We start from the raw sequence: 14,773 nt of genomic DNA, 5'->3' as shown, positions 1-14,773 counted from the left end.
CAGTCGTCATAATGGAAAATACAGCCGAATACATTTGCGCCTACTGTGGCGAAGCTAACGTTACGTTTATTGACATTAGTGCTGGTTCTCAGCAATCGTATGTTGAGGATTGCCAGGTGTGCTGTCAACCGAATATTTTGTATGTCCGGATTGATGAAGATACCCTAGATGTAGAAATTGATACAGACGTGGAAAGTTAACGGGTATATCTGTCATTATTCAGGCTCTTCGAGGGAATCTGGTTTTATGTAGGGGCGGGTTTCACTACTATCTTTTTGGTTGCATCCAGATGCGACTAAACCCGCCCCGACTTTCCTAGAGTTCGAGACACATGCCGTATCCAAAACTGTGCCAGGATTGGACTGTTCTGCTTGTGTTGTTGGCAGGAATACTCTCTCCTTCTTCAACCTATGCTCAATCCATTACTCCAGCAGCAGATGGCACGGGTACGATGGTTACACCGGATGGAAACCGCTTCGATATCCACGGTGGCACGTTTTCGGGAGATGGGGCAAATCTGTTCCACAGTTTTGAGCAGTTTGGCTTAGATTCGGGTCAAATTGCCAACTTTTTATCAGATCCTACGATTCAGCATATTATCGGGCGAGTTGTTGGCGGTGATCCCTCCCAGATTAATGGTCTAATTCAGGTTATGGGGGGTAACTCTAATTTATTGTTGATGAATCCGGCTGGCTGGATGCTGGGTTCAGAGGCTCAAATTAATGTTCCAGCGGCGTTTACGCTGACAACGGCGACGGGTGTGGGTTTTGATAATGGGTATTGGTTCAATGGGTTGGGTGAGAATGACTACTCGAATTTAAGTGGTACACCGAGTCAGTTTGCGTTTGATTCGATGCAACCGGGAAGTATTATTAATGCGGGCAACTTGGAGGTGCTAGAAGGTCAAAGGTTAACCCTGCTGGGTGGTACTGTGGTCAATACGGGAGAAATTCGGGCGCCGGGAGGAACCATTACGATCGCGGCTGTACCGGGGAAAAACCGAGTCCGGATTCGTCAGTCAGGACATTTGTTGGGTTTGGAGATTGAAGCACCTCGGACAGTGGATGGACAACTGTTATCGTTTACCGCACGGGATTTACCAGATTTGCTGACGGTTGGGGCGACGGACTAAACGTCTGACCCTCTTGGAAGGTAAAACCCAATTTTCAACTGGAAACGCGATCGCAGAATGTTGCTGGTGAAACTCCTTGGTATCCGGACAAGCTGAAGCTGCTGGCGAAGATGCTTCTGCTTCACTGTTTTGAGCCGATACCTGCCCCACTTGACCAATCAGGCTCTCCCCTAACCCAGTGGCTGAAGCCAAAACATCATTAGGACTAGCAGTAACCCCTAACCAACTCCCTGTCATCATCAAAACTAAAGGAAGCATCAGCAGACAACCTTGTAAGCCTATAGGCGCAGCCATCGTAGTTATAAGTAAAAACTACTAACTCTGTCAGATCCATTCTCATCCCTGAGATAGAGATCTCGGCGTAGCTTTAGCTTTTTTTATTATTTGGCTGTTTCATCAAACGGTAAAATACGTCCGGCAAAATCTTCAGCAAACATCAATTGAGCAGCTTGGTTGAGTTCAGTTTGGCGTTTGCCAGAAGGTAACAAAGCAATGCCATAAAGAATTTCAGCTTCAGTGATGGTTGTGGTAAAAAGATTTGTTATGGGTTGTGCGGCTACCCATTGACGAACCACTAATGAGCCTTTCGGGTGCATCAGTTCGGACACAACATTTGGATCAAGGACTATCATGTAACTCTTCAAAATTAGGGGGTTCGCGTAAGGGTTCCCTAGGAATCATCGGCAGTTTAAAATCGCCAAACTGGGCAAAATGTCCCTCGATAGCCAAGGCTAAATTTAAGGGGTTAGTCACTTTTTCTGTTAAGACAGCGCGGAGGATTTCTTTAGCTTCTTCTTCAATAGAACGTCCCGAATATTCAGCTCGCTTTTGCAGGCGATTTTTCAGGTCATCATCAAAGTTTTGAATCGTGATACTGTTCATAGTAGACTCAATGGCTAAAGCTATAAGCTGTTCGGCATTTAAACCTTAATATCAATAATGGCGCAATCCTTGCCGTAGTGCGTTAAGCGAAGCCATGCCGCAGGCTTTGCATCTTGCTCGCTACATCAAGCATCTTGCTCGCTACTAATACCCAATTTAAATGCATTACAGCTTATTTTGGGGAGAGCTACAAGATCAGGCTAGCATAGTGTTATTGTTTCACTTGCAATAGATTTTAACGCACTGCACACCGACTGCTGCGTGACTTTAGCTTTTTTTATCATTTCGTCGCGGATAAACCTTACTTTTGGTCGGGATCTGGAAAACCTCTCTCCTGCTCTTGAGAGGCTTTGAATTCTCCCGGTATGGGGGGTTAGGTTGAATGTCACGCTCCTTAAGTCTGGCGTTGCACAGCCCACCCTACAACTCAAACCTTTACAAAGGACGAATGACGATCTCCACCCCTCATCCTTTATATTTGTTGATTTTCCCTGGATGTACGAAAATCACTAACGCTAGCATAAGGGGTCAACTGCTCCTGAAACGCCAAAACTCAACAGTAGCATTGATTATAGATGCCCCTCATTGGTGAAGAATGTACTCATGGTTATGAATACAACGCTCCGCTCTCATAAACCCCTTGGTGGACTATACACCAAAACGGGAGAACATGCTTTGGTTTTTCCATTGAAGCATACACAAGTGCTGGCTAAAGTGGCGGGGAATTTATCCCGCGTCGAAGTAACCCAAACCTTTGAAAATTCCTTTGCGGAACCCTTAGAAGCTATCTATATCTTCCCTTTGCCAGATGCGGCGGTGGTGGATGAGATGGAAATAAAACTGGGCGATCGTGTGATTAAAGGAGGGATTAAAAAACGGGAAGAGGCGCAGCTAATTTACGAACAAGCACGCCAAGAAGGACGTACCGCTGGATTATTAGAACAAGAACGGGATAATATTTTTACTCAATCTTTAGCCAATATTAAACCCGGAGAACGGATTGATGTAACCATCCGCTATACTGATACGCTGAAATTTAGCAGTGGTGAATGCGAATTTGTCTTCCCCATGGTAGTGGGACCCCGATTTTGTCCAGGGATTCCGATTGATGAGACAGGGGATAGCGATCGCGTGGCGGATGCGTCACGGATTATGCCTACGATTATCCCACCCAGTACCCGTTCCGGACATGATATTCAAATCACGGTGGAAATTGACGCTGGGGTTCCCATTTCCAACATTAATTCCCCCTCGCACCAGATCAGAGTGGAACATGAGGAGACATTGGTGCGCGTACTCCTAGGAGAAGGGGATACAATTCCCAACAAAGACCTGATTTTACGCTATCAAGTCTCAGGCGATCGCACTCAGGCGACGGTACTGACGCAATCGGATACAGGCGGCGGTCATTTCGCCCTCTATTTGATTCCGGCGGTGGATTATTCCGATCATGAAATTGTCCCCAAAGACGTGGTTTTTCTCATCGATACATCCGGATCTCAAAAAGGTGATCCCTTCCGTAAATCTCAGGAACTGATGCGCCGCTTTATTCAGGGATTGAATCCGAATGATACGTTTACAATTATTGATTTTTCCGATATCACGACCCAATTGTCTGCCAAACCCTTAGCCAATACACCCCAAAATCGAATTAAAGCCCTCACCTACATCAATCAATTAAAGGCAAATGGTGGCACCTATTTACTCAATGGAATTCGGGCTGTCTTAAATTTCCCCGCTGCACCCGAAGGACGTTTACGCAGTATTGTATTACTCACCGACGGCTATATTGGCAATGAATCGGAAATTTTGGCAGAGGTCAAACAGTATCTCAAACCCGGAAATCGTTTATATAGTTTTGGGGTTGGCAGTTCACCGAATCGGTTTCTCTTAAATCGGATTGCAGAATTAGGGCGAGGAACATCGCGAATTATACGTCAGGATGAATCAACTCAGAAGGTAACCGAAGAATTCTTGCGCCAAATTAATAACCCCGTTATAACTACTATCAATGTGGAGTGGCAAGGGCTGGGAGAGGCGATGATTTATCCGACAACTCCTCCCGATTTATTTACCCAACAACCCTTAGTTTTATTTGGGCGGATTTCTCCGATTCATCCGGAACAAACAGGTATCCTAAAAATTACCGGAACCGTTACCGGGGGTAAGCGTTATGAACAGGAATTTCACCTGAGATTTGATTCAGAGGGTAATTGTGCGATCGCGCAGTTGTGGGGGCGGGCGCGAATCAAGGATCTGATGAACCAAATGTGGCACTGTGAGAAGAAGGCACAGGTTGAGGCAATCATCGAAACGGCTTTAACCTATCAGATTTTAGCCCCCTATACAGCGTTTGTTGCCGTCAGTGAACAAATCCGAACTGATTCGCAAGGGAAAGGAATTTGTGTCTCTGTACCCCTTGAGGTGCCAGAAGGGGTATCGTATGAAGGAATATTCGATCAATCTCCCATGCGTTTCCTCGGACTCAAATTCAGGCGATCGCGAGGCAATTCTGGTTTGCCACCCTCACTCACGACTAATGGGGCGTCTCCTCCGGTTGTAGGCGATTCCATCCAGCAGCCACTCCTGAACTGTACTGATGTTGAGATCCCTCCTACCGCATCTCCCCCGGTTCTGGATGAAACCATTACCAACCTGCAAGTTCTCAGCGTTACCGGATTAGAGAAGTCAAGTGCGACTCTACTCACACGACACCTGCAACAGGTAATTTTACCATCGGGATACTGTGGTGAACTTGTGTTTGAGTTTCCAGTGCGTAAAGGGCGTGTGGTGCGGGTATTATGGGACGAGGATGCCTCTAGCCTCAATCAAGCCGTTGTGATTGATGTAATTAAGCGATCGCTTTTAAGTTGGCGAGTACCCCAATGGTTAATGGATACGGTGCGTTTAACCTTACGGATTAAAACGGATAATTAATCCTGTAAGTAGGTGGACACAATATGACTCCTCAATCACCATGTTTCCCCCCGCAGTGCTGCTTGATACTCTCAGATCAAAGAAAATTGGCTATCTTGGACTAGATGTTTACAGACCAGCAAGGGTTGAGGTTTTTTGCCATGAGAATCTAGAACCCTGTTTGCCAACAGGAGTTGACGCTGACTACCCTAGACGTACCACTGATCAAGCGTTTTTGAGGCAAACCACTCTCTAAGACGAGTGCCACAACTGCACCATTCAATCGGACTTGCACTCAATCCTAATTCAGCTTGATCCTCATCCCGTAACGGCAAAACCGTAGTTGTGGTTCCAGGGTGCTGTCAGACTGTCTGGGGAGTAAATCTGGATTTGATGCATCAAACAGCCTTCGTTCAAACCATCCACATCTACAATAGAACACAACTTGAGATCGACCTATGGAAACTCGCAAACGGATTGGTTTACTCACCAGTGGTGGTGACTGTCCCGGATTAAACGCGGTCATTCGCGCTGCCGTTAGACATGCTACTCTGAGCTATGATTGGGAAGTTTTAGGCATTCCCTACGCCACCCAAGGTTTATTGGAAGGCAAATCAGTCTCACTGAATGTTCATGGTCTAGATAGTCGGGGAATCGACCCACTCCTCAGTACGGGCGGTACTATCCTTGGTTCAATTAATAAAGGGGATACGGATGCTCAAGCCGAGCAGATTATTGCTGGTTATCAGAAATTAGGTCTAGACGCCTTGATTGTTGTTGGTGGTGACGGGAGTCTGGCGATTATGAACCAGCTTGCCCATAAAGGGAATATGAATATTGTGGGTGTTCCCAAGACGATTGATAATGATGTGGCGTTCACAAATTTAGCCGTTGGTTTCGATACGGCGGTGAACACCATTGTTGATGCTTTATCTCGCCTCTCCTATACAGCCGCCAGTCACGATCGCGTGATGGTGGTTGAGGTGATGGGACGCGAAGCCGGACATCTAGCCCTGAATGCCGGGATTGCTGGCGGTGCTGATGTAATCCTGATCCCGGAAATTCCCTATTCCATTAGTGGTGTTTGTAAGCATATCACCGACCTGCGCGATCGCTGGAATCGCCGCTTTGCGATCGTGGTTGTGGCTGAGGGGGCGAAAACCATTGAGGGTCAAGAACGCTATTACACAGACGCCCTGGGTGAGGTCAGGCTACGGGGGATCGGAGATTATGTCGCGGATCAGATTTCTCACTTCAGCGAGAATACGATTGAAGCACGGGTGACGGTTTTAGGTCACGTTCAACGGGGTGGTGCGCCCTCGGCGTTAGACCGTTTACTTGCCACCTCCTTTGGCAAAGCGGCTGTCGATTTAATTGCCAAGGATGATTATCAAAAAATGGTCGCTTGGCAGAATGGAGTTGTTGTCACCATTCCCATTGATGAGGTAACCAGCAACAGTCCGATTTTAGTGGATACTCATCATCCTCTAGTCGAAACAGCTAAAGCCCTCGACACCTACGTTGGCGACTTGTAATTGACATTTTCACGGCGGTACTTAGACTTCATTTTTTGTCTAAGTACCGTTAGGGGAAGCTGGGGGAGATAAGGGAGATGAGGGAGATGGGGGAGAGATTTCCTAATCAACGAATGACAAATGACAAATGACAAATGACAAAATTTAATTGATTGTTTTGTTGCGATCGCACGTATCCACTCCACTACATTTTCGATTAGCTGACTCGATACAAAATAGTTTAGGGAAATGGGATCAAGGCGTTTGTTAGTGATGATGCAAATCTCACCCTAAAACTGGTTGAAGTAGTAGCCAATTGCCCACAGACTAGAAGTCTGGGGCTATACAAACAAAGTCCGCCTTCGCGGACTCAATTCAGCCTGCGGAGGCAGGCTTTGTTTGTGTAGCAGCGATTTCAATCGCCATGGCAAAAGGGGGTAATAAAGACTCAATTCAGCTTGCGGAGGCAGGCTTTATTTGTGTAGCAGCGATTTCAATCGCCATGACAAATGGCACAAGTTGAGGAGGAAAAAAAGGCTAAACTTGAGTCACTGACTCCCAGCCGCCGCCTAATTCCGGTTCTCTACAAAGACTGCGAAAAGCCGTTTTTTCTGCAATCTTTTCTCCACGTCAGCATTAATGATGATAACTATGAGCAGGGATTTCAACAACTTATCCGAGGGATGCGGGGGGAGTCAGGGAAGCCGCCGCTTAAGGGTGAGACGACGCCTGCACCTGTTCCGGCTTCACCCCCAGCCCAGGTGTCATCTGGCGTTATGCCGAGAATCTTGGCGTTTAATCTGCTCAAATGCCTGCTTCCGGCTCAGTTTGATGAGGTTATTTTCTACTATGAGGTGGATGAGTCGCAACTGCCAATGAATGTGGCACAGGTGCAAAAAGCCAAAGAGATTATTAAATTGGCGAGTCAAAAAGACGGCGAGTCGCTGTCAGGATTGCTAGACTCGATTTATCAAGCGGCTCCACACTTAAAGAGGTAGGGTGATGTCATGTCCGGTTAAATACTTAGGACTAATCCTTGTAGTGCGTTTAGCGAAGCCATGCCGCAGGCTTTGCATCTTGCTCGCTACTAATACCCAATTTAAATGCATGACAGCTTACCCTAGTTTAAACCTCTAAAGCTAGGCGTTGAAGCACTAAAGTGCTTACTACAAACAAAGCCCTTTTTTTGCGGGAAAAGGGCGCACGTCGGTGCGCCCCTACGATTCTAATCAACTACCCCGTATCTTATCCAAGAATAGATTTGAGCCGAAAATACCCAATCTGACAGGCTGAATAATCGCAATGATTCAAATACTCCAATGGATGCCATTCATTATGGCTAATCGATTCAAAATAGCTGCCATCTTGCTGTGCTATTTCCGGTTCTACACCCGTTACATCGGCATAATACATATAACAAATCTCATTGGTTTGAGTTCCGACAATATATTTTCCTAAGGGTAGAACCTGAACCGAAAATCCCGCTTCTTCATGCACCTCTCTAACCGCCGCTTCTTCTGGCGATTCCCCTGCATCGATACCCCCAGTAATGGGACAAGGATAGAGTTTATGCTCTTGATTAATATCGGGAATATGGATACAAAGGGGCTGCTGTCTAATTAAAACTTGATAATCTCCTGGGTTATTCTGACTTTTTCTAATCAGAAATATCGCCACAGAATCTCGTCCCTTGCGTTCTAGGTAGTAATACCCCCAAGCTGTTTCCTTAACCGTAATCCAATCGGTACTAAAAATAATTTTCTCTTTACTCATCATAAGTTATACATCAATTATAGAGTTGTAATTATAGGAGCAATTATAAGAGCAATTGTAGGGGCGGGTTTAGCCACTCACTCTACTTGTCACCCCTAAACAAACAACAAAACCCGCCCTACCCCACCAATCAATCCACGAAAAAACGCCCAAAAATCTACAAACAGTTTTGTTTGTTCTTTCGGCTGTGCGTAAGTCCTGATACTCGAAACCGACAAGAGTCGGGGCGGGTTTACTCACTTATGGGTGCAACCGAAAAGATAGTTGTGAAACCCGCCCCTACATAGGGGCTGCTGAATAAGTCTTGTGGTGGGGGGAGGGAACAGGGAACAGGCAACAGGCAACAGTTTCAAGCCTCTGTTGAGGTGAAATTCGGCGCAAAAGTCAGCGAAAATCCCAGGATTTTAAGTGTAAAGGTGTAAAAACCTTGTACTTGTTGGGGGCAAAAATGGCTTGAAGTCCTTATCTGGTGTACCTTCCACACTTGTGCAGCAAGCCCTACATAAAACCAGGTTCTGACTTTTCACGCCATTGGGAAAAATTACAGCGCTTTTTTTTCATGGAAGGAGGAGAATTCAAAGCCTCTCCAAATAAAAAAATATATTCCGCTTCCCTCTCCTTGTAGGAGAGGCGTCGGGAGAGGTTCGGAGAGAGGTTTTCCAGAGAGGTTTTCCAGATCCCAAAAGTAAGAACCAGATTCTCCTGCTTACCATAGCACCATGGCACGTCTGGAAAATTGTAACCAAAAAAAAGACAGCGTATGCTAACGCTGCCCTCAACATTATTATTACCGACCTAAGGATTAAACGATCGCAGCCATCTTCACGTCGTTTTCGGCTAAGAGTTCTTGCAGTTCCTCAGCATCGACGGTTTCTTTCTCAATCAGCATGGCAGATAATTTGTCCAGGATGTGCTTATTACCCACCAAGACATCTTTCGCCCGATTATAGGCTTCATCCACCAACTGACGCACCTCTTGATCAATCGTCGCCGCCGTGGTGTCGGAGAAATCCCGATCAGAGGCAATGTCCCGTCCTAGGAACATATTGCCATTCTGTCGTCCTAATGCCACAGGACCCAAGCGATCGCTCATTCCAAAGCGGGTGATCATTTGGCGGGCGACACGGGCGACTTGCTGTAAGTCATTCGACGCCCCCGTCGTCACTTCTTCTTCACCGAAGATAATTTCCTCAGCGATTCGTCCCCCCAACGCTACCGCCATTTGATTTTGCAGGTAGGAACGGGAATACAACCCAGAATCCATCCGGTCTTCACTGGGCGTAAACCAGGTTAATCCACCCGCCCGACCGCGTGGGATAATACTAATTTTCTGCACCGGGTCATAATCGGGCATTAACGCACCCACCAGCGCGTGACCGGCTTCATGATACGCCACTAACCGCTTGCGCTTCTCGCTCATCACCCGGTCTTTCTTCTCTGGTCCAGCCAATACCCGGTCGATGGCGTCATTCACCTCATCCATGGATATTTCGGTGAGGTTGCGCCGTGCGGCTAAGATCGCCGCTTCGTTGAGCAGGTTCGATAAATCCGCACCGGTGAAACCAGGAGTCCGACGGGCAATTTTCTCTAAGTCTACATCCTTGGCTAAGGTCTTGCCGCGAGCATGGACGTTGAGAATTTCCAAGCGTCCGGCGTAGTCGGGACGATCCACAACCACCTGACGGTCAAACCGACCGGGGCGTAATAGCGCAGCATCCAGAACATCAGGACGGTTGGTGGCGGCAATAATAATGATACCCGTATTGCCTTCAAACCCATCCATCTCGGTCAGTAACTGGTTCAGGGTTTGCTCCCGCTCATCGTTACCGCCGCCTAAGCCAGCACCCCGTTGACGACCTACGGCGTCAATTTCATCAATAAATACGATACAGGGAGCACTATTCTTGGCTTGCTCAAACAAGTCGCGGACACGAGACGCACCCACACCGACGAACATTTCCACGAACTCAGACCCGGAAATGGAGAAGAACGGTACACCAGCTTCCCCAGCAACAGCACGCGCTAAGAGGGTTTTACCCGTTCCTGGAGGTCCAACCAGCAACACCCCTTTGGGAATTTTCGCACCAATGGCGGTGAAGCGATCGGCGTTTTTGAGGAAGTCAACCACTTCGTTGAGTTCCAGCTTGGCTTGCTCAATCCCGGCGACATCGCCAAAGGTGACTTGGGTTTGCGGTTCCATTTGAACTCGGGCTTTGGATTTGCCGAAGTTCATCGCTTGAGAACCAGGACCATTTTGCGCCCGCCGCAGTAAGAAAAATAAACCGACCAGAAGCAGGATCGGGAAGAAGAGCCCGCTCAGGGTTCTGAACCAGAAACCATCATCACTCTGAGGGCGAACTTTAATATCTACGTTATTGTTGGTGAGAATACTGATTAGTTCTGGATCGTTAGGCAGGTTTACTTGGTACTGGGAACCGTCTTGAGTGGTTACCATTGCCTGAGTGCGGTCAGAACTGAGTTGAACGATCTCGACCTTATTGCTCTTAACGTTATCAATGAACTGGTCGTATCTCCAGGTTTCCCGCGTTTGGGATGGTTGGTCTAAAAATGCTGTTGCTAAGGCGATGACTACTATCGCTAGTAGTGCATAAAGCCCCGCATTTCTCCATTTCTTATTCACTACTGAATTTCCTCCTAAGACTTAGGATGTGATCTGATGGCGTCGAATCGGGTGACTATATTAACTAATGTTAACGTCTATGAGATTATTTGGCGAAGTTGGTTCTTGTCAAACCGGGATAATTAGCGAATTTCCTCTTGATGTGGTATAATTAAGGGCTGAAATTATTTTTTATCCTCCCCAAATAAACGCTGCAACGGTGCTAAACCACCGGAAAGGGAACGATACTCAAACCGTTGATCTGCCGTGAGAACGGTGTGAATCGGGATGATTTCCATGACACTATTGGTATAAGCGATCGCGTCAAACTCCTGCACTAATTTCTGATTCCAGGGAACTTGGCAAATTTTTAATCCTTGTTGTTCAAGACCATGAATTAGGTGCGATCGCGCCACTCCCGGTAATATCCTCCCATCAATCGGTGGTGTCCACCAGCAGCCGTCTTTAGCGCCCCACAGATTTCCCGTACTCGTTTCCAACCAATTCCCCTGATCATCAACTAATATAGCCTCCTGAGCGCCGAGTTGTTGTGCTGTTTGCAGCGCCAGCCATCCGCCCAAATAATTCCCCGTTTTATAGGTAGGTAAAGAACGGCGTAAATGTGACACTTCTGCTAACCAAACGATGACCCCCTGCTGTTGGCGTTGGCTTAAATCAGCGGGGAGAGGACGCCCCGTAATCCATTCTCGCCCATCCGGGAAAATCACAATTCTCAACACCGGAAACGAGGGGAGTAATTGTTCTGCACCATGGCGGATGCGTTCCCAGTCGGGGAATTGCCAGTTAAACACCTGCAAACTGTGACGTAAACGCGCACAATGGGCGTCCCAATTGGTTAAAGGGTGGGCGAGGGACTGGTGATAAACGCGCAGGGTGGTAAAGGTTGTCGCGCCGTAAATCAAGCCCGGATCATTGATGGCGAGTTCGATGCGATCGCCTAGAATAAGTTTACCGTTATACCAATAACTGAATTTCGTCATTCGTCATTCGTCATTTGTCATTTGTCATTAGTTAACCTGGATTTGATAGTATCCAAATAAACCCCCTATTGTAATTTCGCGATCGCGCCTTTTTCAACTAACAATTTTCCCGTCTGTAAATCCTTAACTGTCGCTACTAGCACCCGCCGTTCATCTACCTCAAACTGGACGGAAATTCGGTCAACTCCCACTTGTCCTGGTGGATCTAAATGCGCTACACAAACCTGTTCGCGATCGCTATCCAAGGAACGATACGCCGCTTGCTTGGATAACTGACTACTGGTCATCCGTCCTAAGGTATCATAGGTTACTTCAGCTTGTGCCATTTCTGCCACTTCGCCAATATCCAAACGTATTTCCCGTTGTCCTTCAAGGGCGACTTGTAATGTTAACGGTTCCCCCCGTTCACAGGGATATTGCATCCCTTTTTCAAATAAGGTGAAATAGGAATAACTTTTCGCATAAGGTTCCCATAAGCGAATGGCATAACTGTGGCGCAAATAATCATCCACACTCGCCACTTGATTTAACGCCAATGCCCCGTATGCCACGGCTTCAAAGGGCTTATCTAACTTAACCTTTGTCTTGCCAAAATAGGATCGGATCAACTGCTGGACAGCGGGAATTAAACAACTCCCTCCAACTAACAACACCTGTTCAATATCACTCTTACTAATCCCTTTCCCTAGGGCAATCGTCAAAACTTCATCCAACGCTTCCCGCAACTGTTCCAAAAACTGGCGATTTTCCAGTATCTCTTCTAATTTATCCCGATTTAGTTGCAAGTTATATGAGGTAAATGTCTCCTCATCTAACCAACTTTCCTTCGCCTCCTGAGTATTAGATAAGCGAATCTTTAACCGTTCAGCTAACTCCAATAAATTCTGCCATCCCACCTCACCAATCTCTTCCCTTGACCATCCTTGCTGATGCAAATAGTCTTCAACAATCCAACTATCCACATCTTCTCCCCCGATGTATGCATCGGATTTCGCCAATACTTCTGCCCGTAATACCGTTTCGCGATCGCGCTTGGCTGCATCCAATTGGGGTGCAGTGCGAACTAAACTTAAATCCAGTGTCCCGCCACCAAAATCCACCACTAATACTAAGGAACTGGGACGCTGTACTGCATAGCCTAACGCCGCTGCTGTGGATTCATCCACCAGTTTGATTTGCTCCACATCCAGGCGACGTGCCACCTCGCGAAACCAATCTAAATAGCGCTCGAATGCGCCCACAGGTACAGTTAAAATAAGCTGAGAGGGGTTAATTTTTTGGGCTTTGAGTTGTTGCCAGATGGATTGAATAAATTGTTCGGAAACCGATTCAGCGGTGTAGGATTCACCATTAATGATACGCGGAGGCGGTTGAAAATCAGCCGCTAGATCTCGTTTAAAGCCTTTGAAAAAGCGAGTCGGTTGAGATTGTCCTAAGCGCTGGGAACGAACTTGTTCTCCTAGGAGTATTTGGTTATTGTCTTTGATAAAAACTAGGGTGGGAATGACAGGGATATCTGGCTCACTTGAGTTCGTTTTAAACAAGCGAGAGAGTGAACCGAGTCGGATAGTTTTGGGACTGTTGGTATCGGCTTCAAGTATACTGACAACTGTGTTGCTTGTACCGAAGTCAATTGCAACTGTATTGGTCATTTGTCAAAACACTGATTTCACGGATTTATTGGAGAGATAGGGGTAGGGAGGTGAGAGCTTATTGACACTGATTACACAGACAAGTTTGTTCTCTCATCTCCCTCATTTTTCAGACGTTCCACGGTCACGTCGGTACAAACCCATCTCCCTCATCTTCCTAATGTGACACTCCCCTCGGTAGGTTACGACTTACTTTAGCCGGACAAAGTATTCGTTCATTCTCTCGATAGCCAACAAATCGAATATAAACCAGTTCTCCTTCGGTGATATTGTCAACATCAGGTTGGTGTAGTTGGGAATTAAAAGGAACCTGTTCCCAGGGTTGACCAATGGGTTCATACCCCCAAGTCTGGATCAGATTCTCTAGGGGAGTAAAGAGTGCGACTAAATTTTTAGCCGGTAAATCGGGGCGTTCTTCGATCATCCGGCAAGCGGTGGGATAATTAGTCAGTAGGGGGCGTAGTTGTTCAAAGGTGGTATCTTGGATATCTGTGGCTAGTTGCTGCGATCGCGCTTCGAGTTCATACCATAGCCGCTGACATTGTGCCTCTAATTCCTTGATTTGAGTGGAGTCAGCAACTGAAACTGAGGCAGAATGGTTTTCAGGTCTTTTTTTGGGACTAAAGCGACTAATGAGGAAAGTGGTGAAGATAAACCACAGCAGTAAACCAAGCCCCAGGAGGTTAGGATCATGAGCCATGTTACCGCTCCTGTTAATATTGATTTAGGCTCGTGGTTTGATCCGTAGTTATGGTTTCGTCACCTTCATAGTATTCTGGCAGCAATTCTTGAGTTGCGACCTCTCCGAGATCCGCTTCAATCCCTTTGGTGGTTTCGGTACAACTTGATCCGGTAGCACCGATGACGGTTTCGGTGATTTTGCCATCTTTGCCAATGCGATATTCGATCTGGTGATACTCTGCCATATTTCTTTCCGAACCCAATAATTAACTACAGTTTAAAGGACTGAGACTGAGCAACTAGGGCGGGTTTAGTCAAGTTATCAGTTTGTGGCAAAACGTTATCGGTAAAACCCGCCCCTACACCCCACACCCCACACTCTACACCCTACAACCGACATCATGGCAAAGGTGGATTATTGGCACGATACCAGGCATCGAGTGCTAGTTGATGCACCTCCCGCCAAGATAAATTATAGTCTCGTGCGATCGCGGCACAGTCTTCATATTCCGGTTGAACGTTGGCGATGGCATTTTGAACTCCTGAGGCGCGACTGGCAACTTTTACCCGCACTCTGCCATACTTCGTCTCGACTCGCTCAA

The 14,773-nt window shown here is 46.9% G+C and carries 14 protein-coding genes and 1 pseudogene; 5 read left to right on the top strand and 10 right to left on the bottom strand.

The annotated features are described in order from the left end of the window. The first annotated feature begins 11 nt into the window (after nt 1-11). The gene (locus ACLFWI_RS14320) at nt 12-200 is read left to right on the top strand and encodes a CPXCG motif-containing cysteine-rich protein (protein WP_446413469.1); all 189 of its coding nucleotides are present in this window, start codon (nt 12-14) and stop codon (nt 198-200) included. A 131-nt stretch (nt 201-331) separates the two neighbouring features. Beyond that, complete coding sequence (locus tag ACLFWI_RS14315) at nt 332-1,132, top strand: filamentous hemagglutinin N-terminal domain-containing protein (protein ID WP_446413468.1); 801 nt, start codon at nt 332-334, stop codon at nt 1,130-1,132. On the opposite strand, the gene ACLFWI_RS14310 is transcribed toward ACLFWI_RS14315, so the two are convergent. The 3 genes and pseudogenes from ACLFWI_RS14310 to ACLFWI_RS14300 all read right to left on the bottom strand — a co-directional run bounded on the left by ACLFWI_RS14310 (nt 1,097) and on the right by ACLFWI_RS14300 (nt 2,014). Continuing rightward, nucleotides 1,097-1,426: a hypothetical protein gene (locus tag ACLFWI_RS14310; protein ID WP_446413467.1), complete on the bottom strand. Its 330-nt coding sequence runs from the start codon at nt 1,424-1,426 to the stop codon at nt 1,097-1,099. The genes ACLFWI_RS14315 and ACLFWI_RS14310 overlap by 36 nt on opposite strands. A gap of 92 nt (nt 1,427-1,518) precedes the next feature. Next, a pseudogene (locus ACLFWI_RS14305) lies at nt 1,519-1,764 on the bottom strand (VapC toxin family PIN domain ribonuclease); the annotation flags it as partial. After that, on the bottom strand, nt 1,751-2,014 hold the full coding sequence (locus ACLFWI_RS14300; protein WP_446413466.1) for a FitA-like ribbon-helix-helix domain-containing protein: 264 nt from the start codon (nt 2,012-2,014) through the stop codon (nt 1,751-1,753). The gene ACLFWI_RS14300 and the pseudogene ACLFWI_RS14305, both read right to left, overlap by 14 nt. 609 nt (nt 2,015-2,623) lie before the next feature. Here ACLFWI_RS14300 and ACLFWI_RS14295 point away from each other — a divergent pair. From ACLFWI_RS14295 to ACLFWI_RS14285, 3 genes are all read left to right on the top strand, one after another. Further along, complete coding sequence (locus ACLFWI_RS14295; RefSeq protein ID WP_446413465.1) at nt 2,624-4,951, top strand: VIT domain-containing protein; 2,328 nt, start codon at nt 2,624-2,626, stop codon at nt 4,949-4,951. Nucleotides 4,952-5,388: 437 nt separating this feature from the next. Next, the gene (locus ACLFWI_RS14290) at nt 5,389-6,465 is read left to right on the top strand and encodes an ATP-dependent 6-phosphofructokinase (protein WP_446413464.1); all 1,077 of its coding nucleotides are present in this window, start codon (nt 5,389-5,391) and stop codon (nt 6,463-6,465) included. Nucleotides 6,466-6,953: 488 nt separating this feature from the next. Continuing rightward, the gene (locus ACLFWI_RS14285) at nt 6,954-7,442 is read left to right on the top strand and encodes a hypothetical protein (RefSeq protein WP_446413463.1); all 489 of its coding nucleotides are present in this window, start codon (nt 6,954-6,956) and stop codon (nt 7,440-7,442) included. Nucleotides 7,443-7,689: 247 nt separating this feature from the next. On the opposite strand, the gene ACLFWI_RS14280 is transcribed toward ACLFWI_RS14285, so the two are convergent. The 7 genes from ACLFWI_RS14280 to larC all read right to left on the bottom strand — a co-directional run. Beyond that, nucleotides 7,690-8,220 carry an NUDIX hydrolase gene (locus ACLFWI_RS14280; RefSeq protein ID WP_446413462.1) on the bottom strand — a complete coding sequence of 177 codons (531 nt, stop codon included), beginning with the start codon at nt 8,218-8,220 and terminating at the stop codon, nt 7,690-7,692. Between the two features lie 799 nt (nt 8,221-9,019). Continuing rightward, entirely contained in the window at nt 9,020-10,858 is a 1,839-nt protein-coding gene (gene ftsH3, locus ACLFWI_RS14275) for an ATP-dependent zinc metalloprotease FtsH3 (RefSeq protein WP_446413461.1), read from the bottom strand. 164 nt (nt 10,859-11,022) lie between these two features. Then, nucleotides 11,023-11,838, bottom strand: coding sequence for an aminotransferase class IV (locus tag ACLFWI_RS14270; protein ID WP_446413460.1), 816 nt, complete (start codon nt 11,836-11,838; stop codon nt 11,023-11,025). 65 nt (nt 11,839-11,903) lie between these two features. Further along, a complete protein-coding gene (locus ACLFWI_RS14265) occupies nt 11,904-13,490 on the bottom strand; it encodes an Hsp70 family protein (protein WP_446413459.1) in 1,587 nt (528 codons plus the stop codon). A 157-nt stretch (nt 13,491-13,647) separates the two neighbouring features. Beyond that, complete coding sequence (locus tag ACLFWI_RS14260; protein ID WP_446413458.1) at nt 13,648-14,190, bottom strand: nucleotide exchange factor GrpE; 543 nt, start codon at nt 14,188-14,190, stop codon at nt 13,648-13,650. A 13-nt stretch (nt 14,191-14,203) separates the two neighbouring features. After that, the gene (locus tag ACLFWI_RS14255) at nt 14,204-14,416 is read right to left on the bottom strand and encodes a DUF2997 domain-containing protein (protein WP_446413457.1); all 213 of its coding nucleotides are present in this window, start codon (nt 14,414-14,416) and stop codon (nt 14,204-14,206) included. 154 nt (nt 14,417-14,570) lie between these two features. Next, on the bottom strand, nt 14,571-14,773 hold a 203-nt coding region (gene larC / locus ACLFWI_RS14250; protein WP_446413456.1), incomplete at its 5' end, for a nickel insertion protein.

The organism is Coleofasciculus sp., assembly GCF_046539235.1.
Classification (GTDB): Bacteria; Cyanobacteriota; Cyanobacteriia; order Cyanobacteriales; family Coleofasciculaceae; genus Coleofasciculus.
The sequence above is the reverse complement of the archived record's forward strand: the minus strand, read 5'-3'. Positions and strand labels throughout refer to the sequence as shown.

What these genes read in the sequence shown, in the direction of transcription:
- ACLFWI_RS14320 (WP_446413469.1), top strand. Translation starts at nt 12, where the DNA reads ATGGAAAATACAGCCGAATACATTTGCGCCTACTGTGGCGAAGCTAAC.
- ACLFWI_RS14315 (WP_446413468.1), top strand. Translation starts at nt 332, where the DNA reads ATGCCGTATCCAAAACTGTGCCAGGATTGGACTGTTCTGCTTGTGTTG.
- ACLFWI_RS14310 (WP_446413467.1), bottom strand. Translation starts at nt 1,426, where the DNA reads ATGGCTGCGCCTATAGGCTTACAAGGTTGTCTGCTGATGCTTCCTTTA.
- ACLFWI_RS14300 (WP_446413466.1), bottom strand. Translation starts at nt 2,014, where the DNA reads ATGAACAGTATCACGATTCAAAACTTTGATGATGACCTGAAAAATCGC.
- ACLFWI_RS14295 (WP_446413465.1), top strand. Translation starts at nt 2,624, where the DNA reads ATGAATACAACGCTCCGCTCTCATAAACCCCTTGGTGGACTATACACC.
- ACLFWI_RS14290 (WP_446413464.1), top strand. Translation starts at nt 5,389, where the DNA reads ATGGAAACTCGCAAACGGATTGGTTTACTCACCAGTGGTGGTGACTGT.
- ACLFWI_RS14285 (WP_446413463.1), top strand. Translation starts at nt 6,954, where the DNA reads ATGGCACAAGTTGAGGAGGAAAAAAAGGCTAAACTTGAGTCACTGACT.
- ACLFWI_RS14280 (WP_446413462.1), bottom strand. Translation starts at nt 8,220, where the DNA reads ATGATGAGTAAAGAGAAAATTATTTTTAGTACCGATTGGATTACGGTT.
- ACLFWI_RS14270 (WP_446413460.1), bottom strand. Translation starts at nt 11,838, where the DNA reads ATGACGAAATTCAGTTATTGGTATAACGGTAAACTTATTCTAGGCGAT.
- ACLFWI_RS14265 (WP_446413459.1), bottom strand. Translation starts at nt 13,490, where the DNA reads ATGACCAATACAGTTGCAATTGACTTCGGTACAAGCAACACAGTTGTC.
- ACLFWI_RS14260 (WP_446413458.1), bottom strand. Translation starts at nt 14,190, where the DNA reads ATGGCTCATGATCCTAACCTCCTGGGGCTTGGTTTACTGCTGTGGTTT.
- ACLFWI_RS14255 (WP_446413457.1), bottom strand. Translation starts at nt 14,416, where the DNA reads ATGGCAGAGTATCACCAGATCGAATATCGCATTGGCAAAGATGGCAAA.